Below are 24,434 nucleotides of genomic sequence, written 5' to 3'. Positions count from 1 at the left end.
GAGTAAAAATTTGCACGTGAAATGAGCTGCCTAAATTTTGGGCACTCAATTTGGGCAGCCAAGAAATCCCGGAACGGAGCCCTGCGATGGGTTCGGCGCGCCAGGCGGCCGACAGTCTCACGCCCCGACAACCCGCCGCCGGCTGGCGCGCTCCAGGAGGGCATCAACATACTCCTCCACCGCGAAATCCATCGTTCCCCGGAAGTTGATTCCACTGAAGTGCACCGGCCCCATATGGGCAATCCAGTCATCCTCGATGGGGTGCTTTTCTTTGGCGAAGCGGTCGACGACCTGCTGCATCCGGTGCGTGTTCCAAGCGATGACCACATTCGTAAGGAGTGCATGGCATCCGCTGATGGCCACCATCTCGTCTTCCCTGCGCCCACGACTGGGGGAGATCCGCCCGAAGTAAATGGCCCGCTGCAATTGATGAACCGACTCCCCGCGATTCAGGCTCGTATGGATTTCCCGGCGAAAGCTCTCGTTGGAAAAGTAGTCGCACAGAAAGACCGTGCGCAGCAGGCGGCCAAGGTTCTCAAGGGACTTGAACATGGGTGAGCCGGCAGCGTGCGAGCCGAGCCTTTCCAGCAATTCTCGTGGGGTCACCCGGCCAGTGTGGATTGAAGCCATGACGCGCATGGCCTCGTCCCACCCCTGGACGATGGACTTTTCCGAGATGTACTGGATTTTCAGGCGCTCCATGTTCTCCGGCACCTTCATGCCGTGCAGCAGCACGAGCTTTCGCTCGGCCATGTTGCGAAGTTGGGGGCACAGATCGAACCCCGACAGCTTGGCCGTGGCCATGGCGATCGACGTGTAGCCGTGCGTGTCGACGGCGAGCCACTGCAGCTTGCGGTCCACCGGACTCTTGGTGTTGTACCAGTGGGCCCCATGAATGGCCGCGGCCGCCTGGCGCGTGTTCAGGACGATTGGCTGGTCGTAGAAAACGCCGTAGCTATCGAGGACGTGGGTGTAGATGCCCACCGCGAAAGTGCGGCGGCGCGGGTCTACACGGGCGTTGAAGAGGCGGTTGCTTGCGTCCATGGACATCATGTCCGAAGAGCCTTTCTCCCCGTTGCCCCAATGCGCGGCAATGGCGTGCTCCATCTGGAAAACCAGCACCCGGTCATTCGCAGCCCGTACGCGCTCAGGGTTCTCCAACAGCCGCATGGCGGCCGCGATGTGCGACAGCTCGACACGCGGGATCATGGCTGCAACGCCGGCGACGTCATTTTCAGTGCCCATCGCGAGCATTGCGCCATACAGGGCAATGAGTTCGCGGGTGGACTTCGCCTTTCGACCAAGAATGACCTCCGAGAAATTGGTCTTGGCATCCACTTCGATCAGGATTTTTTCGAAGCGCTCTGGTCCGATGATTTTGAAGATGGCATCTCGTGCCCGTTCGACCTGCATGTCGATGTCTTGAGGAGACAACCTGGGAAAGCTGATGTGCTGGGATTCGTGTATTTCCAGCCTACCGGCGTCCAGCGCCTCGGACAGCGCTCGGAGGCCAATTTCGCACGCGTGGCGGGTCCGCTTCAAATACAACTTTGGGTCTGAGAACGCGTTCATTGCACTGGTGAGCTTGTTGCGGTCTCGATCCCACTGATCTTTCGGGATCAAGAAGTCCTCACGATTTCGGTGCTTCCAGCTATGTGCTACCCACAGCCTGCCGCCGCGCAGCCCCTTGTGGATGGCCAGAGCGGTAGAAGCCTGCAGGGCCCCCAAGGCCCGTTTCCGGTCATCGCCTTTGAGCAAGTCATGCCATACCCTGTCCGTGGTTGGCAGTGGGAAGTCAGCGGGCAGCTCGTTCAGGTTCTGAGCTTTGATGTCGCGCAGTGCCTGGACCAACTGGAGCGCAGGATCGTCGTCTGGTCCCTCGATCTCGATGCCTTCAAAAGCGCTGAGCACTGAAGCCACCGCAAAGCGCTCGCCGGCCAAGTGGTCGCGCACCAGGGCAGAGCCAGAGAGGTTGGGTGGTGCTTTCTCCGAGGGGTACATTTCCTTGAGCGTTTCCACTTTTTGCCTGTCGGTCTTGTCATTGCTATGGATCACCGCTCGAACCCGCTGCTCTTGCTGTGCGTACTCCATAGCGGTTTGCGCGCGCAAGGACTGCACGCGGCCACGTCCTTGGCCGATCAGGCGGTTGAGATGGCGGCCCGCTGTGTAAAACGCGTTGTCGGTGAATTCAAGCAAGGTCGCGCGCAGAAAGCAGCAAACCTCGAGCATCTGGGTCGTTTCGGCCAGCAACCGCGTTGCTGATGGGGGGCGATGCACCACGGCTCGGGCATAGGCGCGGATCCGCTCTCCACCAATCGCGGACAAATCCCAGTCATGGACACCCAGTTCCTTGAGAAAGGCGATCTTCTTGCTTGCTTCACGAAGTGAATGAAGCCCGTGTTTCCCGGGCGGCTCTTTAAGCCATTCCAGCTGCGTGCCACCGGTGCGGCCTTTGCGCCCGGAAAAGACAGCCTTCAAGGCCCTGTGAGCATGGGCCTCAGTGACTTTGACCCGCACCACTTCGAGCGCGGCGGCCGTTTCGGCCTCAAACGCTCGGGCGGCAATGCTCCGCAGTATCCGTTCGTGGGGGATCAGCAGTTGGTTGTCGAGCAACCAGAGTTCCGCGCGCTTGACCAGGTCTTCGACAGAGACAGCCGTTGTCGCCAGGGCCTTCAGCGCATTGCCGAGTTCATCGAGGTTCTGCGCAGTTGCCGGTGCCAGATTGGCGAGGTTTTCGAGGATCCACTGACGGTGGGCGGTCAACGTTGCAGGCCGCTTGTACAGGGACTTGAGCGAGGCAATGGACGTTTGTCGCAGCTGGAGCTCAGCGCTGAGGTACTTCAGAAGAAGCGCAGGGATGAGCGTCAAGTTCTCAAGATGCCGCCCTGACGCACGCAGAAAAACGAGCAGGACAGCAGGCCCAAGCGCGTTGTCTCGGTACCGCGACTTCAGAGCATCCACATCTTCCTTGGACAGCCGAAAGCACAGCCCCAGATCGATGTCGGTGAGGGTCTTGGGGAACGCGGTTGAGCCTATGAAGCGCTGATGAAATCCCGACATTTCTCCTGCCTCCCTGGACGGGCACTCTGGCAGCAGGATCGGGTTCGGTCAAGGCGTCTTAGAGCTCCGGGTTTACCCGCAATGGGTGGCGTAAAAATCTGAGCGTGAATTGAGATCACCCCGATCTGAACAACACCAGCTGGGTGCGCAGCAAGCTTGGCTCCGCGGTGTTCGCCGAGGTCAAGCTCACCGGGGCGAGCTTCCGCGAAGCGCACACCCTGGGACTGGCGTTCCACGACTCGCTGCTGGTGGGCGCCGACCTGCGCGGCATGTCGTTCCGAAAACAGACCATCGGGCAGTTGGACCTGTCCGATGCCGACCTGGGCGGCTGCGATTTCCGCGATGCCGTGTTCGAGGGTGGCAGCCTGCGCGATGCGAACCTCAAGAACGCGCGCTTCGACGGCGCCGACCTGCGCGAGGTCGATCTGTCCGGGCTGCGCATCGCCCACCTAGCGCAGTTCTTCAAGGGGGCGGTAATCTCGCAGGACCAAGCTGCGGCACTGGCGAGCGAGCTGGGGGTGCGGGTGATGTAGATCGCCTCTGCCGGCTTGTTCAATCCCTGCTCAATTGCGCGTGCGCCGAATCCAGTAGCTGGCGAGCAAGGCTGTAGATTCCCGGGCATTTGCTCTCCCGGGGACCAGCCACATTCAGCGTCTGTACAGGCCCTTGTCGCAGCCATGTTTGGAGTCTGTCTAAGGTGGTCTGCAAGGCGTTCTCGTCCAGTTGAAGAACAAGGTGGGGTTTGCCCATCTTTTGAGCAAAACCACGTGTCGCTAGCGTGCCTCCGGTAAGTTCTCCCATGTTCAGAATCAGGGTGGCATCGCTGTCGTGCACGTTCAGCCGATTGCGCTGCCGGTAGCCACCTTCAGAGAGCTCCTTGAGCTGGTACTTGAAGGGGATGTTCCCGTCTTCCGCACATCTTCCGCTGGGCGCCCATCCGGTGTGGGTGTAACCATGGGCAATCGCAAAGTCCAGGGCGGAGCGATCAACCCCGGTCTGCCCACCGGACTGGATGGTTTTGCACAGTCTTGTCGATGTGGCCTGTATCGGTCGAAAAGACGCAAGTTCAACGAGTGCTCCATTGGTGGGGACTTCGCGGCGCTCCTCCAGCCGGTGGTTGGGGTCGTCGAACGGTTTGAGATACACCACGGCGTACTGTTCGCCTACCTCCTCCTTCAGCCAGTGCGAGAGTTGCAGCCCGCGGGCATGAAAGGCCATCCAGTCCCAGTGGCGGTCATCCACATCTGGCTGGTAGAACTCCATGCGGACGAAATCCATCGCCCAATCCGCAAACTTCCGCCACAACCCCTCCGACATCAGGAAGGAGTCGTCCCAGAAGGTGGCATCACAAAGGTTTGGGCCGATCCCGCCCCCGCTTGCGGGATCCCTGTTTATCCAGAGAAAAGCCCCCAAGGCGTACTCTGGCAGCACGGTGAGTACGGGGCGGGTATCGATTATGGCGAGTGAAGGCATTTTCTGCCGAGCGGCTTGCAAGTGACCTTGCCAATTCCAAGTGGCTGGTCAGCTCGGGTCGCGATGGATCTGGTCCGGCTCCGGCGAGAACAAATCCCAGGTCGCCATGAACAGCGCCGCGATCACCGGGCCGATCACGAAGCCGGTCAGGCCGAACAGGCCTAGGCCGCCCAGGGTGGAGATCAACACCACGTAGTCGGGCATTTTCGTATCCTTGCCGACCAGGATGGGGCGCAGGATGTTGTCGACCAGGCCGATCACGAAGATCCCGTACGCGATCAGCACCACCCCCTGCCAGAGGGCGCCGGTGGCCAGGAAGTAGATGGCCACGGGCAGCCAGATCAGGCCCGCGCCCACGGCGGGCAGCAGCGACAGGAAGGCCATGAGCACGCCCCAGAGCACGGGGCCCTGGATGCCCAGGATCCAGAAGATCAGCCCGCCCAGGGCGCCCTGGGAGGCGGCGACCACGATGTTGCCCTTGACGGTGGCGCGGATCACGGTGGTGAACTTGCTCACCAGCTGGCGCTTGTGGCCTTCTTCCAGGGGGATGGCGCGGCCGATGCGGGCCGCCAGTACGGCGCCATCGCGCAGCAGGAAGAACAGCAGGTACAGCATGATGCCGAAGCCCACGAGGAATTCGAGCGTGTTCTGGCCGATGTTGACGGCCTGTGTGGCCACGAACTGGCTGGCCTGCACGGCCACGGACGAGAGCTTGGCCTGGATCTGGGCGATCGAGGTCAGGTCGAACCGGTCGAGCAGGTTCACGGCCCACTGGGGCAGGGCGGCGATCACCTGCTGGAAGTACAGGCCGAAATTGAGCTGCCCCGTGCGGGTGCGTTCATAGATCGCCGTGGCCTCCTGGACCAGCGAAAGGGTGAGGAAGACCAGCGGCAGGATCACGACCACCAGGCACAGCCCCAGCGTGATCAGGGCTGCGAGGTTGACCCGGGGGCGCACGCGGCGCAGCACCTTGCGGTGCAGGGGGGCGAACAGGATGGCGAGCACCATGCCCCAGAAGACAGCGCCGTGGAATTCCCAGAGGATGGCACCGAAGGCCACGGTGACCAGCACCAGTAGCAGCAGGAAAGTCTTGTCTTGGAGTGTGTTGGAGCTCATTGAAACCCGTTGCAGCAAAACGCCGTGTACCCGCAATGTACGCGAGCCGCAACAGCGGCCTCCATTTCCATGGAGCACCGATACATATGCCGCCGCTTTTTGGCCTTGATGCAGATCAGTGGCACAATGCTGCCCGTACCAAGGCCCTTCCCCAGCCACAGTCGCATCCGCCAATCGGTTCAGCCGTGTCGCGGAAGGTTTACCAACCAGCTAATGCTTTCCCAAGGAAAGCGGAGGTCAGCGGAATATGAGCGATACGCCATCTGTCTACCAAGCCTACCAAGGCAACACCTACCTCTTCGGCGGCAACGCGCCCTATGTCGAAGAGATGTACGAGAACTACCTCGCCAACCCCGGCAGCGTGCCTGACACCTGGCGCGAGTACTTCGACGCACTGCAGCATGTGCCTGCCGTCGACGGCTCCAATGCCAAGGACGTTCCCCACCTCCCCGTCATCAATGCCTTCGCCGAGCGCGCCAAGCAGGGCGGCACCAAGGTCGTCGTGGCCACGGGTGCAGACTCCGAGCTGGGCCGCAAGCGCACCGCCGTCCAGCAGCTGATCGCCGCCTACCGCAATGTGGGCCAGCGCTGGGCCGACCTCGATCCTTTGAAGCGCACCGAGCGCCCCGCGATCCCTGAACTCGAAGCCTCGTTCTACGGCTTCAGCGACGCCGACCAGGAAACCGTGTTCAACACCAGCAACACGTTCTTCGGCAAGGAATCCATGCCGCTGCGCGAGCTGATCAACGCGCTGCGCGAAACCTACTGCGGCTCCATCGGTGCCGAGTACATGTACGCCACCGACCAGAACCAGAAGCGCTGGTGGCAGGAAAAGCTGGAAACCATCCGCAGCAAGCCCAATTTCGGTGGCGACAAGAAGCGCCAGATCCTGGACCGCCTGACGGCCGCCGAAGGCTTGGAGCGCTTCCTGCACACCAAGTACGTCGGCCAGAAGCGTTTCTCCCTCGAAGGGGGTGAGAGCTTCATCGCCGCCATGGACGAGCTGATCCAGTCCGCCGGCGCCAAGGGCGTGCAGGAGATCGTGATCGGCATGGCCCACCGTGGCCGCCTGAACGTGCTGGTGAACTCCCTGGGCAAGATGCCTGCGGACCTGTTCGCCGAGTTCGACCACACCGCCCCCGAAGACCTGCCATCGGGCGACGTGAAGTACCACCAGGGTTTCAGCTCCGACGTGACCACCCCTGGCGGCCCGGTCCACCTGTCGCTGGCGTTCAACCCATCGCACCTGGAAATCGTGAACCCCGTGGTCGAAGGCTCGGTGCGCGCGCGCATGGACCGCCGCGCCGACCCCCTGGGCAAGCAGGTGCTGCCCGTGCTGGTGCACGGCGACGCGGCCTTTGCCGGCCAGGGCGTGAACCAGGAAACCCTGGCGCTGGCCCAGACCCGTGGCTACTCCACGGGCGGCACGGTGCACATCATCATCAACAACCAGATCGGTTTCACCACCTCCGATCCGCGCGACGCACGCTCCACGCTGTATTGCACCGACATCGTGAAGATGGTCGAGTCGCCCGTGCTGCACGTCAACGGCGACGACCCTGAAGCCGTGGTGCTGGCCACCCAGCTCGCCCTCGAGTTCCGCATGGAATTCCAGAAGGACGTGGTCGTGGACATCATCTGCTTCCGCAAGCTGGGCCACAACGAGCAGGACACGCCGGCCCTGACCCAGCCGCTGATGTACAAGAAGATCGGCCAGCACCCCGGCACGCGCAAGCTGTATGCCGACAAGCTGGCCACGCAAGGCCTGGGCGAGACCCTGGGCGATGACATGGTCAAGGCCTACCGCGCCGCCATGGACGCGGGCAAGCACACGGTCGATCCGGTGCTGACCAACTTCAAGAGCAAGTACGCCGTGGACTGGAGCCCGTTCCTGGGCAAGAAGTGGACCGATGCCGGCGACACGGCGATCCCGCTGGCCGAGTGGAAGCGCCTGGCCGAGAAGATCACCACCATCCCAGAAAGCGTGACGCCGCACCAGCTGGTCAAGAAGGTGTACGACGACCGCGCCGCCATGGGCCGTGGCGACATCCCCGTGGACTGGGGCATGGGCGAGCACATGGCGTTTGCCTCGCTGGTGGCCAGCGGCTTCCCCGTGCGCCTGTCGGGCGAGGACTGCGGCCGTGGCACGTTCACGCACCGCCACGCCGTGATCCACGACCAGAAGCGCGAGAAGTGGGACATCGGCACCTACGTGCCGCTGCAGAACGTGAGCGAGAACCAGGCTCCGTTCGTTGTGATCGACTCCATCCTGTCCGAAGAGGCCGTGCTGGGCTTCGAGTACGGCTACGCCTCGAACGACCCCAACACCCTGGTGATCTGGGAAGCCCAGTTCGGCGACTTCGCCAACGGCGCGCAGGTCGTGATCGACCAGTTCATCGCCTCGGGCGAAGTCAAGTGGGGCCGTGTCAACGGCATCACGCTGATGCTGCCGCACGGCTACGAAGGCCAGGGCCCCGAGCACAGCTCGGCCCGCCTGGAGCGCTTCATGCAACTGGCTGCCGACACCAACATGCAGGTGGTGCAGCCCACCACGGCCAGCCAGATCTTCCACATCTTGCGCCGCCAGATGGTGCGCGATCTGCGCAAGCCGCTGATCATCATGACGCCCAAGTCGCTGCTGCGCAACAAGGACGCCACCTCGCCGCTGTCCGAGTTCACCAAGGGCAGCTTCCAGACGGTGATCCCGGAGCAGGACGAAGCCATCGTGAAGAAGGCCGCCAAGGTCAAGCGCGTGATCGCCTGCTCGGGCAAGGTGTACTACGACCTGGTCAAGAAGCGCACCGAGCGCGAGGACGACGACGTGGCCATCATCCGCGTCGAGCAGCTCTACCCCTTCCCGCACAAGGCCTTCGCAGCCGAACTCAAGCGCTTCCCCAACGCCACGGACATCGTGTGGTGCCAGGACGAGCCACAGAACCAGGGCGCCTGGTTCTTCATCCAGCACAACATCCACGAGAACATGCTCGATGGCCAGAAGCTGGGTTATGCCGGCCGTGCCGCTTCCGCGTCGCCAGCCGTGGGCTATGCCCACCTGCACCAGGAACAGCAAAAGGCCCTGGTGGATGCCGCTTTCGCCAAGCTCAAGGGTTTTGTCCTGACCAAGTAAGGCCAGCTACCCGAACGTACACAGAACAGAACCCTACTGAAAGAATTCAAAATGGCTATCGTAGAAGTCAAAGTCCCCCAGCTGTCCGAGTCCGTGGCCGAAGCCACCATGCTCACCTGGAAGAAAAAGGCCGGTGAAGCGGTCGCAGTGGACGAGATCCTGATCGAGATCGAAACCGACAAGGTCGTGCTCGAAGTGCCCGCCCCCTCGGCTGGCGTGCTCGCTGAAATCATCCAGGGCGACGGCGCCACCGTGGTGGCCGACCAGCTCATCGCCAAGATCGACACCGAAGGCAAGGCCGGTGCTGCTGCCCCTGCAGCCGCTCCTGCCGCGGCCGCACCGGCACCCGCCGCTGCAGCAGCTGCGCCTGCCGCCGCCGCTGGTGGTTCCAAGGGCGATGTCGCCATGCCTGCCGCAGCCAAGCTGCTGGCCGACAACAACCTGTCCGTCTCGGCCGTGGCCGGCACGGGCAAGGATGGCCGCGTGACCAAGGGCGACGTGCTGTCGGCCGTGGCCGGTGGCGCCAAGGCGGCCGTGGCCGCTCCGAGCAGCATCCCCACGGGCGTGCCGACCAAGGCGCTGCCCCAGGTGGCTGCCCCGGCTGCCAAGGAAGACCTGAGCGGCCGTCCCGAGCAGCGCGTGCCCATGAGCCGCCTGCGCGCCCGCGTGGCCGAGCGCCTGCTGCAGTCGCAATCGACCAATGCCATCCTGACCACGTTCAACGAAGTGAACATGGCCCCGGTGATGGACCTGCGCAAGAAGTTCCAGGACAGCTTCACCAAGGAACACGGTACCAAGCTGGGCTTCATGTCCTTCTTCGTCAAGGCCGCCGTGCACGCCCTGAAGAAGTACCCCGTGCTGAACGCCTCGGTCGATGGCAATGACATCGTCTACCACGGTTACTTCGACATCGGTATCGCCGTGGGCTCGCCCCGTGGTCTGGTGGTGCCCATCCTGCGCAACGCTGACCAGATGAGCTTCGCCGACATCGAGAAGAAGATCGCCGAATTCGGCAAGAAGGCGGCCGAAGGCAAGCTGGGCATCGAAGAGATGACCGGTGGCACCTTCTCCATCAGCAACGGCGGCACCTTCGGCTCCATGCTGTCCACGCCCATCATCAACCCGCCACAGTCGGCCATCCTGGGCGTGCACGCCACCAAGGACCGCGCCGTGGTGGAGAACGGCCAGATCGTGATCCGTCCGATGAACTACCTGGCCATGTCCTACGACCACCGCATCATCGACGGCCGCGAAGCCGTGCTGGGCCTGGTGGCCATGAAGGAAGCGCTGGAAGACCCATCGCGCCTGCTCTTTGACATCTGATAGCGACTGAATCGACCCACCCGCGTGGCCGGCCCCTGGCCGCGCCCGCCGGTGGGTCTTTTTTCCAATGAACGATTGAGTGAGTGAGACCGATATGAGCAAACAATTCGACGTGATCGTCATCGGCGGCGGCCCCGGCGGCTATGTGGCTGCCATCCGTGCCGCGCAGCTGGGCTTCAACGTGGCCTGCATCGACGAGTGGAAGAACGAGAAGGGCGGCCCCGCACCGGGCGGCACCTGCACCAACGTGGGCTGCATCCCCTCCAAGGCGCTGCTGCAATCGTCCGAGCATTTCGAGCACGCCAACAAGCACTTTGCCGAGCACGGCATCTCCGCCAGCGACGTGAAGATCGACGTGGCCAAGATGCTGGCGCGCAAGGACACCGTCGTGAAGCAGAACAACGACGGCATCCTGTACCTGTTCAAGAAGAACAAGATCAGCTTCTTCCACGGCCGCGGCTCGTTCGTGAAAGCCGCCGAAGGCGGCTACGAGATCAAGGTGGCCGGCGCCGCCGAAGAGTCGATCACCGGCAAGCAGATCATCATCGCCACCGGCTCCAACGCCCGTGCGCTGCCCGGCACGCCGTTCGATGAAGAGTTCGTGCTGTCCAACGACGGCGCGCTGCGCGTGGGCGCGGTGCCCAAGAAGCTGGGCCTGATCGGCTCGGGCGTGATCGGCCTGGAAATGGGCTCGGTGTGGCGCCGCCTGGGTGCCGAAGTCACCATCCTCGAAGGCCTGCCGACCTTCCTGGGCGCCGTGGACGAGCAGATCGCCAAGGAAGCCAAGAAGGCCTTCGACAAGCAGGGCCTGAAGATCGAGCTGGGCGTGAAGGTCGGCGAGATCAAGACCGGCAAGAAGGGCGTGAGCATCGCCTACACCAATGCCAAGGGCGAAGCCCAGTCGCTGGACGTGGACAAGCTCATCGTCTCCATCGGCCGCGTGCCCAACACCATCGGCCTGAACACCGAAGCCGTGGGCCTGCAGCTCGACGAGCGTGGCGCCATCGTGGTCGACGGCGACTGCAAGACCAACCTGCCTGGCGTGTGGGCCGTGGGTGACGTGGTGCGCGGCCCGATGCTGGCGCACAAGGCCGAGGAAGAAGGCGTTGCCGTGGCCGAGCGCATTGCCGGCCAACATGGCCACGTGAACTTCAACACCATCCCCTGGGTCATCTACACCAGCCCCGAAATCGCCTGGGTGGGCCGCACCGAGCAGCAGCTCAAGGCCGACGGCGTCAAGTACAAGGCCGGCAGCTTCCCATTCCTGGCCAACGGCCGTGCACGCGCACTGGGCGACACCACCGGCATGGTCAAGATGCTGGCCGATGCCGACACCGACGAGATCCTGGGCGTGCACATCGTGGGCCCGCAGGCCAGCGAGCTGATCGCCGAGGCCGTGGTCGCCATGGAGTTCAAGGCCAGCAGCGAAGACATCGCGCGCATCTGCCACGCCCACCCCAGCCTGAGCGAAGCCACCAAGGAAGCGGCCCTGGCCGTGGACAAGCGCACGCTGAACTTCTGATCTCCGTTCACCGGAGAATGATGGCGCCGTCGCCCTGTGAAGGGCGGCGGCGCCTTGTTCCTTGTCCCCATCTAGCACAGGCGAGCGCACCGTGACCGTCAAACAGGCCTATCTGGCCGAACTCGAAGCCAAGGGTTTCAAGAGCGACCCCGCGCAATTGCGCGCCGTGGATGCGCTGCAGCGCTGCGCCGATGAATGGGCGACCTACAAGGAGCGGCGCTCCAACGCCTTCAAGAAGCTCATCAACCACCCCGAGATCCCGCGCGGCGTCTACATGTACGGCGGGGTAGGGCGGGGCAAGAGCTTTCTCATGGAATGCTTCTTCAATGCCGTGCCCTTGAAGCGCAAGGTGCGGCTGCACTTCCATGAGTTCATGCGCGAGGTGCACCGTGAGCTGGCGGGGCTGCAGGGCACGCAGAACCCACTCGATGTGCTGGGCGAGCGCATCTCCAAGCGCTACAAGCTCATTTGCTTCGACGAGTTCCACGTCGCCGACATCACCGATGCGATGATCCTGCACCGCCTGCTGGTCTCGCTGTTCGAGAACGGCGTGGGCTTCGTCACCACCTCCAACTTCATGCCCGACGAGCTCTACCCGGGCGGCCTGCACCGCGACCGCATCCTGCCCGCGATCGCACTGCTCAACCAGCGCCTGGAAGTGGTCAATGTGGACAATGGCACCGACTACCGGCGCCGCACCATGGAGCAGGTCAAGCTCTACCACACGCCCCTGGGCCCCGAGGCCGACGCCGAGATGAACGAGGCCTTCAATCAGCTGGCCGAAGTGCACGACGAAGACCCGGTGCTGCACATCGAGGCGCGCGAGATCCGCGCCAAGCGCAAGGCCGGCGGGGTGGTATGGTTCGACTTCCGTGAACTGTGCGGTGGACCGCGTTCGCAGAACGACTACCTGGAGATCGCCACGCAGTTCCACACCGTGCTGCTGTCCGATGTGCCCTACCTGCCGGTGGCCATGGCTTCGCCCGCGCGGCGCTTCACCTGGCTGGTGGATGTGCTGTACGACCGGCGCGTCAAGCTCATCATGTCGGCGGCCGTGCCGCCCGAGGCGTTGTACACGGAAGGCCCCCTGGCACACGAGTTCCCGCGCACCGTGTCGCGCCTGAACGAAATGCAGTCCAAGGAATTCCTGGCGCTCGAGCGCCGTGTGGTGGATACAGGGTTGACATGACGACGACAAGCAAGACGACGATGCGGCGTTTCCTCTTCATTTCCGCGCTGTGCCTGGCCGTGCAGGCGGGCCTGCTGGCGCCTGCACTGGCGCAGGATGATGCAGCCCCCGATGCCACGCCCGAGCGCAAGGCGGCCCATGCCCAGCGCAAGGCCGAGCGGGCCCACATCGAGGCAGAGCGCAAGGCCGTTGCCGAGCGCCAGCTGGCCGCCGACAAGGAGTGCTACAAGCTCTTTGCCGTGGAGGACTGCCTGCGCACCTCGCGCAACCGTGCGCGCGAAGCCGAGGCGGGTCTGCGCAAGCGCGAAATGCAGATCAACGATGCCGAGCGCAAGGAAAAGGCCGCCGATCGCCGCCGCAGCATTGCGGAAAAGCAGAGTGCCCAACCCGGCCCGCTGGGGGAGGCCGCAGAGGTCGGTATCGGCGTGCGCGGCCAGCCGCATGTGCAGGCCCCACGCCCACCGCGCACCCCCAAGACCCCGGTGGTGCCAACCCCGCGCGCCCAGGACATCCAGCAGCGCGAAGCCGAACAGGCCCAGCGTGCTGCCGAGACCGCCCAGCGCGCCGATCGCGCGCGCGAACGCCATGCCGAGGAACTGAAGGCCGCTGAGGCGCGCCGCGCCCGCGTGGCCCGCGACCAGGCCGCCGCAGCGGCCGCGGGCCGCAAGCCGGCGGCACCGCTGCCAGTGCCAGCCCCGGACGCGGCCCGTTAAGGGGGGTGATCTTTGGTGGCCTCGCGCCGCATGGCGGGCGCGAGGCGGCAAGCGCCTCGTCGCACGCCGTCAGGCCTTGCTGGTGCTCGTGCCCGCTGCTGCAGCGGGGGCGCCAACGGCCGGCGCAGGGCGTGCGCCCATGCCCAGGCCCTGCATGGGCTTCTTCTCTTCGACCAGGGCCTCGATCTTCACGATGACCAGCGACAGGTTGTCGCCGCCCCCGCGGGCCCGCGTGCGCGCCTTCTCGATCAGGAACTCGGTCGCCTCGCGCGGCGAGAGCGATTCGACCACCGAGGCCAGCTCGGTGGGCGAGAAGTAGTGCCACACGCCATCGCTGCAGGCCATGAGCGTATCGCCCGGGTGCAGCTGGGAAATCAAGTGCGTTGTGATGGGTGGGTCGCTTTCGGTGCCCAGGCAGCCCACCAGAATGTTGGAATGGGGGTGGTTGTTGGCCTCGGCCTCGGTCAGCTCGCCGCGGTCCACCAGGGCCTGCACATAGGAGTGGTCGCTGGTGCGGTGCGTCAGGCGCGCGCCCTGGAAGTGGTAGATGCGCGAGTCACCGGCATGCACCCAGTGGCAGTCGCCGCGCGGATTGATGAGGAAGGCCGCGACGGTACTGTGCGGCTCCTGCTCGGCTGCGATGGCCGTGAGGCGGATGACGATGTGCGCTTCTTCCACCATGCTCTTGAGCATGGCGGCCGCGTCATCGGTCTCGGGGGAGTAGCGCTCGAAGAGCTGGCGCGCCGTCATCATGACCTGGTCGGATGCCTTGCGGCCACCGCTGCGCCCCCCCATGCCATCGGCCACGACGCCCAGCACGCAGCCATTGTGCCGGCTGTGCGCAATCAGGGCGACCTGGTCTTGCTGGTACTCGCGGTCACCCTTGTGGATGCCGGTGGAGGCGATAAGGCGAAACGCTTTGGTGCTCATGCTGGTGATTGTGGTGCGTCAATGGGCCAGGCTGTCGTTCGAGGGGTCTGATGCGCGTATTATCCGCCCGCCTGTGGCATTTTTGCCATGACTGCCACGCGCCTCCCTTGAAATCCATCCACCCTTCGCTTCATCGGCACACCCTTGTGCCGCGCATGGAGCGCTTGCTACACCCCGGGGAGCCCGCCTGATGCCGCTGCCCGAGATGGTGCAGGAGGTGTTCGCACCCGGCGGCCTGCTGGCGCGCGCGGATGCGCAGTTCCGCCCGCGCGAAGGCCAGACCCGCATGGCCGCCGCCGTGGCCCGCACCATGGAGGAGGGCGGCCTGCTCGTGGTCGAGGCGGGCACCGGCGTGGGCAAGACCTTCTCCTACCTGGTCCCGGCCCTGCTCAGCGGCGAACGCGTGCTGCTCTCCACGGCCACCAAGGCCTTGCAGGACCAGCTGTTCGCGCGCGACCTGCCGCTCCTGGCCGGGGTGCTGGGCGTACCGGTGCGCGCCGCCTTGCTCAAGGGCCGGGCCAGCTACCTGTGCCTGCACCGCATGGTGCAGGCCCGCCAGGACGGCGCGGTAACAGATCGTAATGTCGCACGCGTGCTGGCCAAGGTGGAGGCCTGGTCGCACAGCACGCGAAGCGGCGACCTGGCAGAACTCACGGGCCTGGACGAGCGCTCGCCGGTGATCCCCCTGGTGACCTCCACGCGCGAAAACTGCCTGGGCGCGAGCTGCCCGCGCGCGCGCGAATGCCATGTCAACATCGCCCGGCGCGAGGCGCTGGCGGCCGATATCGTGGTGATCAACCACCACCTCTTCTTTGCTGACATGGCGGTGCGCGAGTCGGGCGTGGCCGAGTTGCTGCCCACGGTGCGCGTGGTGGTCTTCGACGAAGCCCACCAGATCAGCGAGACCGGCGTGCAGTTCCTGGGCCTGCAGCTGTCCTCGGGCCAGTTGCTCGACTTTGCGCGCGACCTGCTCGCCGCCGGCCTGCACCATGCCCGCGGCCTGGCCGACTGGGTGGCCCTGGCCGGCAGGGTGGAGCAGGCTGTGGCCGAACTGCATGCGGCTGGCGGCAGCGCCCAGGGCAAGCACGGCTGGAGCGGGGCCGCCCCCGAGGGCGCACAGGCCGACGCCTGGGACGCCGCGCTGCGCCGGCTGGGCACCGCCTGCGCCCAGGCGCAGGAGACGCTCGACCAGCTGAGCGAGACCGCACCCGATCTGGAACGGCTCTACGAGCGCAGCACCGAGCTGCTGGCCCGCCTGGGCCGCTTCGCGGGCGATTGCAGCCAGGAGGCGGTGCGCTGGATCGATCTGGGCGGCAGCACCCAGGTGCGCCTGGTGGAGTCACCGCTGGACATCGCGCACGCCATGCGCACCCGCCTGTTGACCCAGCCCGCACAGAGCACGCGCGATGACGAGTGGCCCGACCCCGAGGGTGAACGCGGCCGTGCCTGGATCTTCACCTCGGCCACCCTGGGCGCCGACGAGGGCCTGACCTGGTTCGTGGAGCGCTGCGGCCTGGAGGGCGCCGAGATCCTGCGCGTGGACAGCCCTTTCGACTACGCCACGCAGGCCGCGCTGTACGTGCCGCGCCACCTGCCCAAACCGGCGGACCCGGCCCACAGCGCCGCCATCGCGCGCCTGGCCGGCGACGCTGCAGCGCGCATCGGCGGGCGCACCCTGGTGCTCACCACCACGCTCAGGGCCCTGAACACCATCGGAGACCTGCTGCACCAGCGCTTCGGTGGCGGCCAGGACCTCGCGGTACTGGTGCAGGGCGAGTGGCCCAAGCGCCGCCTCATGGAGCGCTTTCGCGAAGGCAGCACGCACGGTGGGGCGGGTTGCATTCTCGTGGCATCGGCCACGTTCTGGGAGGGGTTCGACGTGCCGGGGGATGCGCTGCAGCTGGTCATCATCGACAAGCTGCCGTTCCCGCCGCCGGGTGATCCGCTGGTCGAGGCGCGCAGCCAGCGCATCGAGGAAGCGGGGGGCAGTTCGTTCCAGCAGTATTCGGTGCCCGAGGCCGCGGTGGCGCTCAAGCAGGGGGCCGGCCGCCTGATACGGCGCGAGTCGGACCGGGGGGTGCTGGTGGTCGGCGACACGCGCCTGGCCACCATGGGCTATGGCAAGCGGCTGCTGCGGGCCCTGCCGCCCATGCGGCGCCTGGAGACGCCGGAAGATTTCGATGCCGCGCTGGACGATCTGCTGGCGGCCCGTTCAGACCCGGGCTGAGCGGGTCGTCAGATGCTGCTTACCAGAACTTCCACCATGGATCCGACTTGCCCTTGAAGCCGGTGCGCGTGTATTCGCTTTGCGGGTACGAGGCATCCATCACGCGGCGGGTGTCGTCGCGCAGCTGGGCCATGCCCAGGGCGTCGTAGGACTGCATGAGGATGTAGAGCGCCTCTTCGACCGCCGGCACACCCTGGTAATCGGCCACGGCCACCTGGGCGCGGCTGATGGCGGCCACGTAGGCACCACGCTGGTAGTAGTAGCGTGCCACGTGCACTTCGTACTGTGCCAGCGAGTTCACGATGTAGGTCATGCGCTGGCGTGCGTCCTGCGCGTAGCGCGAGTCGGGGAAGCGCGTGCTCAGCTCGCTGAACGATTCGAAGGAGTCCTTGGCGGCCTTCTGGTCGCGCTCGGACAGGTCCTGGCGCGACAGCCAGGAGAACATGCCCAGGTTGTCGTTGAAGTTGACCAGGCCCTTGAGGTACAGCGCATAGTCCAGGGCCGGGCTGGCAGGGTGCAGCTTCATGAAGCGGTCCAGCGTGGCCACGGCCTGGGCCTTTTCACCCGCCTTGTAGTGGGCGTAGGCCTTGTCCAGCTGGGCCTGCTGGGCCAGCGGCGTGCCGGCGGCACGGCCCTCGAGCTTCTCGAACAGCGGCACGGCCTTGTCGTAGCCGCCGGAGTTCATTTCGTCCTTGGCTTCGGAGTAGATGCGGTTCGGGCTCCAGTTGGCGGTCTTGTCTTCCGTGGTGGTCGAGCACCCGGCGAGAACGCCTGCAGCCAGCAGGGCGGAGATAAACGGCAGTGGGGCACGAAGCATCGCAAGCAGCTTTCAGGCAAAAAAGAAACGGAATGTTCCCGGGAACCTGCAGCGCGCGGCAACCCTGCCGCGCCCATTCCCGGTGGGTCACCCAACGGGGCATTGTACCGGTGGCATTCGGGCCTGGAATCTCCCTGTCGCAAACGTTTCGGTTACGGGATGCACCGGGCTTTCTACAATGGAGCCCATGTTTGTCCACCTGCGCCTGCACACCGAATTTTCCGTCGTCGACGGGACCACCCGCATCGATGAAGTGGTCAAGGCCGCTGCCGGCGACGGCCAGCCCGCCCTGGCCATCACCGACCTCAACAACCTCTTTGGCGCCATCAAGTTCTACAAGGAAGGCCGCGGCAAGGGCGTCAAGCCCCTGCTGGGCGCCGAGATCTACCTGGAGGGCGAGGGCACGGCCCCGCCCTCGCGCATGATCGTGCTGGTCCAGAACCGCCAGGGCTACCTGAACGTCTCGGAACTGCTGGCCCGTGCCTGGACGCGCAACATCGTCAAGAACCTCGCCGTCTGCACCTGGGAATGGCTGCAGGAGCTGTCCGAAGGGCTGATCGTGCTCTCGGGCGCCCAGGCCGGCCCCGTGGGCCAGGCCCTGGTCAAGGGCGATGATGCCGGCGCCGCCAGCCTGGCACTGCGCCTGGCGGGGATCTTCCCGCACCGCTTCTACATCGAGCTGCAGCGCGCCGGCCGCCCCGACGACGAGGCCCATGTGGTGGCCGCGGCCCAGTTGGCCGCGCGCCTGCACCTGCCCGTGGTGGCCACCCACCCGGTGCAGTTCCTGGAGGACGAGGGCTACGAGGCGCACGAGGCGCGCGTGTGCATCGCCGAGGGCGAGATCCTGGCCAACCCGCGCCGTGTGCGCCGCTTCACGCGCGAGCAGTACTTCAAGTCCTCCGCCCAGATGCAGGCGCTGTTTGCCGACATTCCCTCGGCGATTGCCAACACCGTGGAGATCGCCCAGCGCTGCAACCTCACGCTGGTGCTGGGCAAGCCGCAACTGCCGGACTTCCCTACGCCCAACGGCATGCCGATCGACGAGTATTTCCGCTTTGCCTCGTTCGAGGGGCTGGAAGAGCGTCTCAAGCTGCTGTTCCCCAAGGAAGCCGACCGCGATGCCCAGCGCCAGCGCTATGTGGACCGGCTGGAGTTCGAGATCGGCACCATCCTCAAGATGGGCTTTCCGGGCTACTTCCTCATCGTGGGCGACTTCATCCAGTGGGCCAAGGAAAACGGCTGCCCCGTGGGGCCGGGCCGGGGGTCGGGCGCCGGCTCGCTGGTGGCCTATGCGCTCAAGATCACCGACCTCGATCCACTCGAATACAACCTGCTGTTCGAGCGCTTCCTGAACCCGGAGCGGGTGTCCATGCCCGACTTCGACATCGACTTCTGCCAGTCCAACCGCGACCGCGTGATCGACTACGTGAAGGACAAGTACGGCAAGAACGCCGTGAGCCAGATCGCCACCTTCGGGACGCTGGCGGCCAAGGCCGCCATCCGCGACGTGGGCCGCGTGATGGACATGAGCTACACCTTCTGCGACGGCATCTCCAAGCTCGTGCCCGGCAAGCCCGGCATGTCGTACACGCTGCAGTACCCGCCCGAAGTCAAGAAGGACGGCGACAAGAACAACTACGCGCTGGAACTCGAGCCCATGCTCTATGAGCGTGTGCGCAAGGAAGAGGACGTCAAGACCGTCATCGAAATGGCGCAGCAGCTCGAGGGCATGACACGCAACATCGGCATGCACGCCGGGGGCGTGCTGATCGCGCCGGGCAAACTCACCGACTTCTGCCCGCTGTACCAGCAGCCCGGCAGCGAATCGGCCGTGAGCCAGTACGACAAGGACGACGTGGAGGCCATCGGCCTGGTGAAGTTCGACTTTCTGGGCCTGGCCACGCTGACCATCCTGGAGATCGCGCGCGAGTTCATCATGAAGCGCCACAAGGGCCAGGAGAACTTCACCTTCGAGGCCATCCCGCTCGACGACGGGCCCACCTACAAGCTGTTCTCCGACGGCAAGACCGAAGCCGTGTTCCAGTTTGAAAGCCGCGGCATGCAGGGCATGCTGCGCGAGGCGCGCCCCAGCCGGCTGGAAGACCTGATCGCCCTGAACGCGCTGTACCGCCCGGGCCCCATGGACCTGATCCCCAGCTTTGTGAACCGCAAGCATGGCAAGGAAGTGGTGGAGTACCCGCACCCGCTGGTCGAGAAGGTGCTGGCCGAGACCTACGGCATCATGGTGTACCAGGAACAGGTGATGCAGACCGCCCAGGTGCTGGGCGGCTACAGCCTGGGCGGCGCCGACATGCTGCGCCGGGCCATGGGCAAGAAGAAGGCCGAGGAGATGGCCGAGCACCGCCTGATCTTCCGCGCCGGTGCCGCCAAGCAGGACATCAGCGAGGAGAAGGCCGACGAGGTGTTCGACCTGATGGAGAAGTTCGCGGGTTACGGCTTCAACAAGTCGCACGCTGCCGCCTACTCGCTGCTGGCCTACCACACGGGCTGGCTCAAGGTGCACTACACGGCCGAGTTCTTCTGCGCCAACATGACGGTGGAAATGGACGACACCGACAAGCTCAAGGTGCTGTTCGAGGACGCGCGCAAGAACTTCGGCATGACCTTCGAGCTGCCCGACGTGAACCGCGGCATGTACCGCTTCGAGCCGGTGACGGACAAGGTCATCCGCTATGGCCTGGGCGCCGTCAAGGGCGGGGGGCAGGCGGCCATCGAGGCCATCGTGGCCGCGCGCGAAGGCCGCGGCGAAGGCCCCAACGGCTCCACCAAGGGCCCGTTCAAGAGCCTGTTCGACTTCTGCCTGCGTGTGGACCGCGCGCGCATGAACAAGCGCACGGTGGAGGCCCTCATCAAGGCCGGCGCCTTCGACTCGCTCAACCTCAACCGCGCCTCGCTGCTGGCCTCCATCGACCGGGCCTTCGACTTCGCCGCAGCCTCGCTGGCCAACGTCAACCAGGGCGGCCTGTTCGACATGATGGGCGACGATGCCCATGGATCGAGCACGCAGGAGCCCGACCTGGTGGATGTGACGCCCTGGGGCATCAAGGAGCGCCTCACGCTGGAGAAGACGGCGGTGGGCTTCTACCTCTCGGGCCACCTGTTCGACGAGGTGGCCGTGGAGGTGCGCCGCTTCGTGCGCACGCAGATCGACGAGCTCATCGACAGCCGCGAGCCGCAGATCCTGGCCGGCATCATCAGCGACCTGCGGGTGATCAACGGCCAGCGCGGCAAGCTCGCGCTGTTCAAGATCGACGACAAGTCGGCCGTGATCGAGGCCTCGGCCGACGAGGCGCTGATCAACACCTACAAGAACCAGCTCAAGGACGACGAGTTCGTGGTGATGATGGGCCGCCTGCAGCTCGACCACTTCAGCGGCGGCCTGCGCGTGAAGGTGCAGCAGGTCTGGGACTTGGCCGGCGCGCGTGCGCGCTTTGGCAAGTACCTGCATGTGGTGGTCAACGACAAGGCACCCGAAGTGCAGAAACTGCTGCGCGAGTTCCCACCGCGCCGGGAAGAGGCGCCCGAGGGCGATCTGCTGCACGGCCTGCGCGTGCGCATGGGGCTGCGCTGCACCGGCACGGCCCAGGGGGCCGCCAGCAGTGCCACGGCCGTTGCCGAGATCCAGCTGTCTGACAGCAGCCGCTTCTACCCCAGCGATGCCGCGCTGGCCGCCTGGAGCGCCCAGGTCGGCGCCGGCTCCGCCACCGTCGTTTATGAATGAGGCACCCCCTGAGTCGCTACGCGCCGTCCCCAGCGCGGCGGGGCGGCCCTTGCGCGGGGGCGCTGGCCTGGGCCGCGCCAGTTTCAAAGGTTGCGGAGGATGGGCAATGCAGCTCCGGGATGGCACACCGCCCCATCGCTGCATATGCCTGCGCCGACCGTTTCGCAGGTCTGGTTATGGCCTGGCAGGAATATTGCTGAGAGCAGCCTTGAAAAAAAACGGACCAACATCAGATTTCTCCTGCGGCAGCGGTACGCGCGGGTCGCTAGAATGAAATTCATGGCAACAAAACCACCTTCTCCCAAAGCCGCGCCGCCTGTCACCAGGCCTGCGCGGGATGACGGCGGTTCGGTCGTGCTGGAAAGACGCACGCAAAAGACCCAGCCCCCCCAGATGTACCAGGTGGTCATGCTCAATGACGACTACACGCCCATGGAGTTCGTCATCGTGGTGCTGCAGGAGTTCTTCAGCAAGGACCGGGAGCAGGCGACCCAGATCATGCTCAAGATCCACCTCGACGGTAAAGGCGTGTGCGGCGTGTATTCGCGCGACGTGGCCGCCACCAAGGTCGAACAGGTGCTCGACGCGGCCCTCAAGGCCGGGCACCCGCTGCAATGTGTCAGTGAGCCTGTTGAATAACAGGTCTTTGATCCCGATCTACAGTTATCCCTTCCACGCAAGCACAAAGGAGTTCACATGATTGCCCAGGAACTGGAAGTCAGCTTGCACATGGCCTTTGTTGAGGCCCGCCAGCAGCGCCACGAATTCATCACCGTGGAGCATCTGCTGCTTGCACTGCTCGATAACCCCAGCGCAGCGGAGGTGCTGCGCGCCTGCTCGGCCAACATCGATGACCTGCGGTCGTCGCTGTCGAATTTCATCAAGGACAACACCCCCCAGGTCGCCGGCACCGACGAGGTGGACACGCAGCCCACGCTGGGTTTCCAGCGCGTGATCCAGCGCGCCATCATGCACGTGCAGTCCACCGGCAACGGCAAGAAGGAAGTCACCGGTGCCAACGTGCTCGTGGCCATCTTCGGCGAGAAGGACTCGCATGCCGTGTACTACCTGCACCAGCAGGGTGTGACGCGCCTGGACGTGGTCAACTTCATCGCCCACGGCATCAAGAAGGGCGAGCCGCCGGAACCCGCCAAGGCCGAGAACCAGGCCGAAGGCGAGGAGGGCGGGTCTGCCGAGCGCAACGAGAAGGCCTCGCCGCTCGAGCAGTTCACGCAGAACCTCAACCAGGCTGCCAAGGATGGCAAGATCGATCCGCTGATCGGGCGCAACTACGAGGTGGAGCGCACCATCCAGATCCTGTGCCGCCGCCGCAAGAACAACCCGCTGCTGGTGGGCGAAGCCGGCGTGGGCAAGACTGCGATCGCCGAGGGCCTGGCCTGGCGCATCACGCAGAACGACGTGCCCGAGATCCTGGCCGAGGCCGTGGTGTACTCGCTCGACATGGGCGCGCTGCTGGCCGGCACCAAGTACCGCGGTGATTTCGAGCAGCGCCTGAAGGGCGTGCTCAAGTCGCTCAAGGACAAGCCCAACGCCATCCTTTTCATCGACGAGATCCACACCCTGATCGGTGCGGGCGCTGCCTCGGGCGGCACGCTCGATGCGTCCAACCTCTTGAAGCCGGCGCTCTCCAGCGGCCAGCTCAAGTGCATCGGCGCGACCACCTTCACGGAGTACCGTGGCATCTTCGAAAAAGACGCTGCGCTGTCGCGCCGCTTCCAGAAGGTGGATGTGGTCGAGCCCACCGTGGCCGAGACCATCGACATCCTGAAGGGCCTGAAGTCGCGCTTCGAGGAGCACCACAGCGTGAAGTACGCCACGGCCGCACTGCAGGCCGCGGCCGAGCTCAGCGCCAAGTACATCAATGACCGCCATCTGCCCGACAAGGCGATCGACGTCATCGACGAAGCCGGTGCCGCCCAGCGCATCATGGTGCCCAGCAAGCGCAAGAAGACCATCGGCAAGGCCGAGATCGAAGAGATCGTGGCCAAGATCGCGCGCATTCCGCCGGCCAACGTGTCCAACGACGACCGCAGCAAGCTGCAGACGCTGGAGCGTGACTTGAAGAGCGTGGTGTTCGGCCAGGACAAGGCCCTGGAAGTGCTCGCCAGCTCGGTCAAGATGGCACGTTCGGGCCTGGGCAAGGGCGACAAGCCGATCGGCTCGTTCCTGTTCAGCGGCCCCACGGGCGTGGGCAAGACCGAAGCCGCCAAGCAGCTGGCCTACATCATGGGCATCGAGCTCCTGCGCTTCGACATGTCGGAGTACATGGAACGCCATGCCGTGAGCCGCCTGATCGGCGCGCCTCCGGGCTATGTCGGGTTCGACCAGGGTGGCCTGCTGACCGAAGCCATCACGAAGAAGCCGCACGCGGTGCTGCTGCTCGACGAGATCGAGAAGGCCCACCCGGACATCTTCAACGTGCTGCTGCAGGTCATGGACCATGGCACGCTGACGGACAACAACGGCCGCAAGGCCGACTTCCGCAACGTCCTGATCATCATGACGACCAATGCCGGCGCCGAGACCATGAACAAGGCGACGATCGGCTTCACCAACCCGCGCCAGGCGGGCGACGAGATGGGCGACATCAAGCGCCTGTTCACGCCCGAGTTCCGCAACCGGCTGGATGCCATCGTCAACTTCAAGGCACTGGACGAGCAGATCATCCTGCGCGTGGTGGACAAGTTCCTCTTGCAGCTGGAAACGCAACTGGCCGAGAAGAAGGTGGAAGTCACCTTCACCGACACGCTGCGCAAGCACCTGGCCAAGAAGGGCTTTGATCCGCTGATGGGTGCACGCCCGATGCAGCGCCTGATCCAGGACACCATCCGCCGTGCGCTGGCCGACGAACTGCTGTTCGGGCGCCTCACCGAAGGTGGCCGCCTGACAGTGGACATCGAGATGAAGGCCGACGAGAAGGGTGTGGAACAGCCGGAAGTGCTGCTCGATATCCAGCCCCTGCCGAAGAAGGACCGCACCGCCAAGTCGGAGCCTGCGGAGCCCGAAGAAGCCACCGCCGACTGAGCGAGCCACTGGCCAGACCAAAGCCCACAGCACCCGCTGTGGGCTTTTTTCATGGCGCATGCGCCTGGCTGTCCCCCACCGGAACGCGCTGCCTTGCGGTGCACCGTTGCGCTGGCAACACGTCAGGCTATCACACGCTTTGTTGCATCA

Annotated in this window: 14 protein-coding genes and 1 pseudogene; 10 read left to right on the top strand and 5 right to left on the bottom strand. The window is 64.9% G+C overall.

Features of this window, described 5'->3' with window-relative positions; translation table 11 throughout:
- Window positions 1-117: 117 nt before the first annotated feature.
- Window positions 118-3,060 carry a Tn3 family transposase gene (locus tag HNP48_RS06685; RefSeq protein WP_184856106.1) on the bottom strand — a complete coding sequence of 981 codons (2,943 nt, stop codon included), beginning with the start codon at window positions 3,058-3,060 and terminating at the stop codon, window positions 118-120.
- A gap of 122 nt (window positions 3,061-3,182) precedes the next feature.
- On the opposite strand from HNP48_RS06685, the pseudogene HNP48_RS06680 reads away from it, so the two are divergent.
- Window positions 3,183-3,593 (top strand): annotated as a pseudogene (locus HNP48_RS06680) (pentapeptide repeat-containing protein); the annotation flags it as partial.
- A gap of 19 nt (window positions 3,594-3,612) precedes the next feature.
- Here the strand turns inward: HNP48_RS06680 and HNP48_RS06675 are convergent.
- Entirely contained in the window at window positions 3,613-4,533 is a 921-nt protein-coding gene (locus HNP48_RS06675) for a putative molybdenum carrier protein (protein ID WP_184856105.1), read from the bottom strand.
- A gap of 48 nt (window positions 4,534-4,581) precedes the next feature.
- Window positions 4,582-5,649 carry an AI-2E family transporter gene (locus tag HNP48_RS06670; protein WP_184856104.1) on the bottom strand — a complete coding sequence of 356 codons (1,068 nt, stop codon included), beginning with the start codon at window positions 5,647-5,649 and terminating at the stop codon, window positions 4,582-4,584.
- 247 nt (window positions 5,650-5,896) lie between these two features.
- Here HNP48_RS06670 and HNP48_RS06665 point away from each other — a divergent pair, with 247 nt between their 5' ends.
- The 5 genes from HNP48_RS06665 (at window position 5,897) to HNP48_RS06645 (ending at window position 13,523) form a co-directional block, all read left to right on the top strand.
- Window positions 5,897-8,776 (top strand): 2-oxoglutarate dehydrogenase E1 component, encoded by a 2,880-nt coding sequence (locus tag HNP48_RS06665; protein WP_184856103.1) that lies wholly within the window; start codon window positions 5,897-5,899, stop codon window positions 8,774-8,776.
- Between the two features lie 51 nt (window positions 8,777-8,827).
- Window positions 8,828-10,099 (top strand): 2-oxoglutarate dehydrogenase complex dihydrolipoyllysine-residue succinyltransferase, encoded by a 1,272-nt coding sequence (odhB, locus tag HNP48_RS06660; RefSeq protein ID WP_184856101.1) that lies wholly within the window; start codon window positions 8,828-8,830, stop codon window positions 10,097-10,099.
- A 94-nt stretch (window positions 10,100-10,193) separates the two neighbouring features.
- Window positions 10,194-11,621, top strand: a complete 1,428-nt coding sequence (lpdA, locus tag HNP48_RS06655) for a dihydrolipoyl dehydrogenase (RefSeq protein ID WP_184856099.1) — start codon at window positions 10,194-10,196, stop codon at window positions 11,619-11,621.
- 91 nt (window positions 11,622-11,712) lie between these two features.
- Window positions 11,713-12,810, top strand: a complete 1,098-nt coding sequence (gene zapE / locus HNP48_RS06650) for a cell division protein ZapE (RefSeq protein ID WP_184856097.1) — start codon at window positions 11,713-11,715, stop codon at window positions 12,808-12,810.
- Window positions 12,807-13,523 (top strand): hypothetical protein, encoded by a 717-nt coding sequence (locus HNP48_RS06645; protein ID WP_184856096.1) that lies wholly within the window; start codon window positions 12,807-12,809, stop codon window positions 13,521-13,523. The genes zapE and HNP48_RS06645 overlap by 4 nt, the downstream gene beginning before the upstream one ends.
- A gap of 69 nt (window positions 13,524-13,592) precedes the next feature.
- Here HNP48_RS06645 and HNP48_RS06640 read toward each other — a convergent pair whose 3' ends face one another.
- Window positions 13,593-14,453: a PP2C family serine/threonine-protein phosphatase gene (locus HNP48_RS06640; protein ID WP_184856095.1), complete on the bottom strand. Its 861-nt coding sequence runs from the start codon at window positions 14,451-14,453 to the stop codon at window positions 13,593-13,595.
- A gap of 190 nt (window positions 14,454-14,643) precedes the next feature.
- Here HNP48_RS06640 and HNP48_RS06635 point away from each other — a divergent pair, with 190 nt between their 5' ends.
- Window positions 14,644-16,680, top strand: coding sequence for an ATP-dependent DNA helicase (locus HNP48_RS06635; protein WP_184856093.1), 2,037 nt, complete (start codon window positions 14,644-14,646; stop codon window positions 16,678-16,680).
- A gap of 19 nt (window positions 16,681-16,699) precedes the next feature.
- Here the strand turns inward: HNP48_RS06635 and HNP48_RS06630 are convergent, their stop codons facing one another.
- Window positions 16,700-17,497: an outer membrane protein assembly factor BamD gene (locus HNP48_RS06630; protein WP_184856092.1), complete on the bottom strand. Its 798-nt coding sequence runs from the start codon at window positions 17,495-17,497 to the stop codon at window positions 16,700-16,702.
- A gap of 187 nt (window positions 17,498-17,684) precedes the next feature.
- Here HNP48_RS06630 and dnaE point away from each other — a divergent pair, with 187 nt between their 5' ends.
- The 3 genes from dnaE to clpA all read left to right on the top strand — a co-directional run bounded on the left by dnaE (window position 17,685) and on the right by clpA (window position 24,284).
- Window positions 17,685-21,239, top strand: a complete 3,555-nt coding sequence (dnaE, locus tag HNP48_RS06625) for a DNA polymerase III subunit alpha (protein WP_184856091.1) — start codon at window positions 17,685-17,687, stop codon at window positions 21,237-21,239.
- A gap of 270 nt (window positions 21,240-21,509) precedes the next feature.
- On the top strand, window positions 21,510-21,878 hold the full coding sequence (gene clpS / locus HNP48_RS06620; protein ID WP_035203675.1) for an ATP-dependent Clp protease adapter ClpS: 369 nt from the start codon (window positions 21,510-21,512) through the stop codon (window positions 21,876-21,878).
- Between the two features lie 57 nt (window positions 21,879-21,935).
- Complete coding sequence (gene clpA, locus HNP48_RS06615; RefSeq protein WP_184856090.1) at window positions 21,936-24,284, top strand: ATP-dependent Clp protease ATP-binding subunit ClpA; 2,349 nt, start codon at window positions 21,936-21,938, stop codon at window positions 24,282-24,284.
- Window positions 24,285-24,434: the final 150 nt, after the last annotated feature.

Origin of the sequence: Acidovorax soli (genome assembly GCF_014207955.1) — a bacterium.
Lineage (GTDB): Bacteria > Pseudomonadota > Gammaproteobacteria > Burkholderiales > Burkholderiaceae_C > Acidovorax > Acidovorax soli_A.
This window is presented reverse-complemented; position numbering and strand designations above follow the sequence as displayed.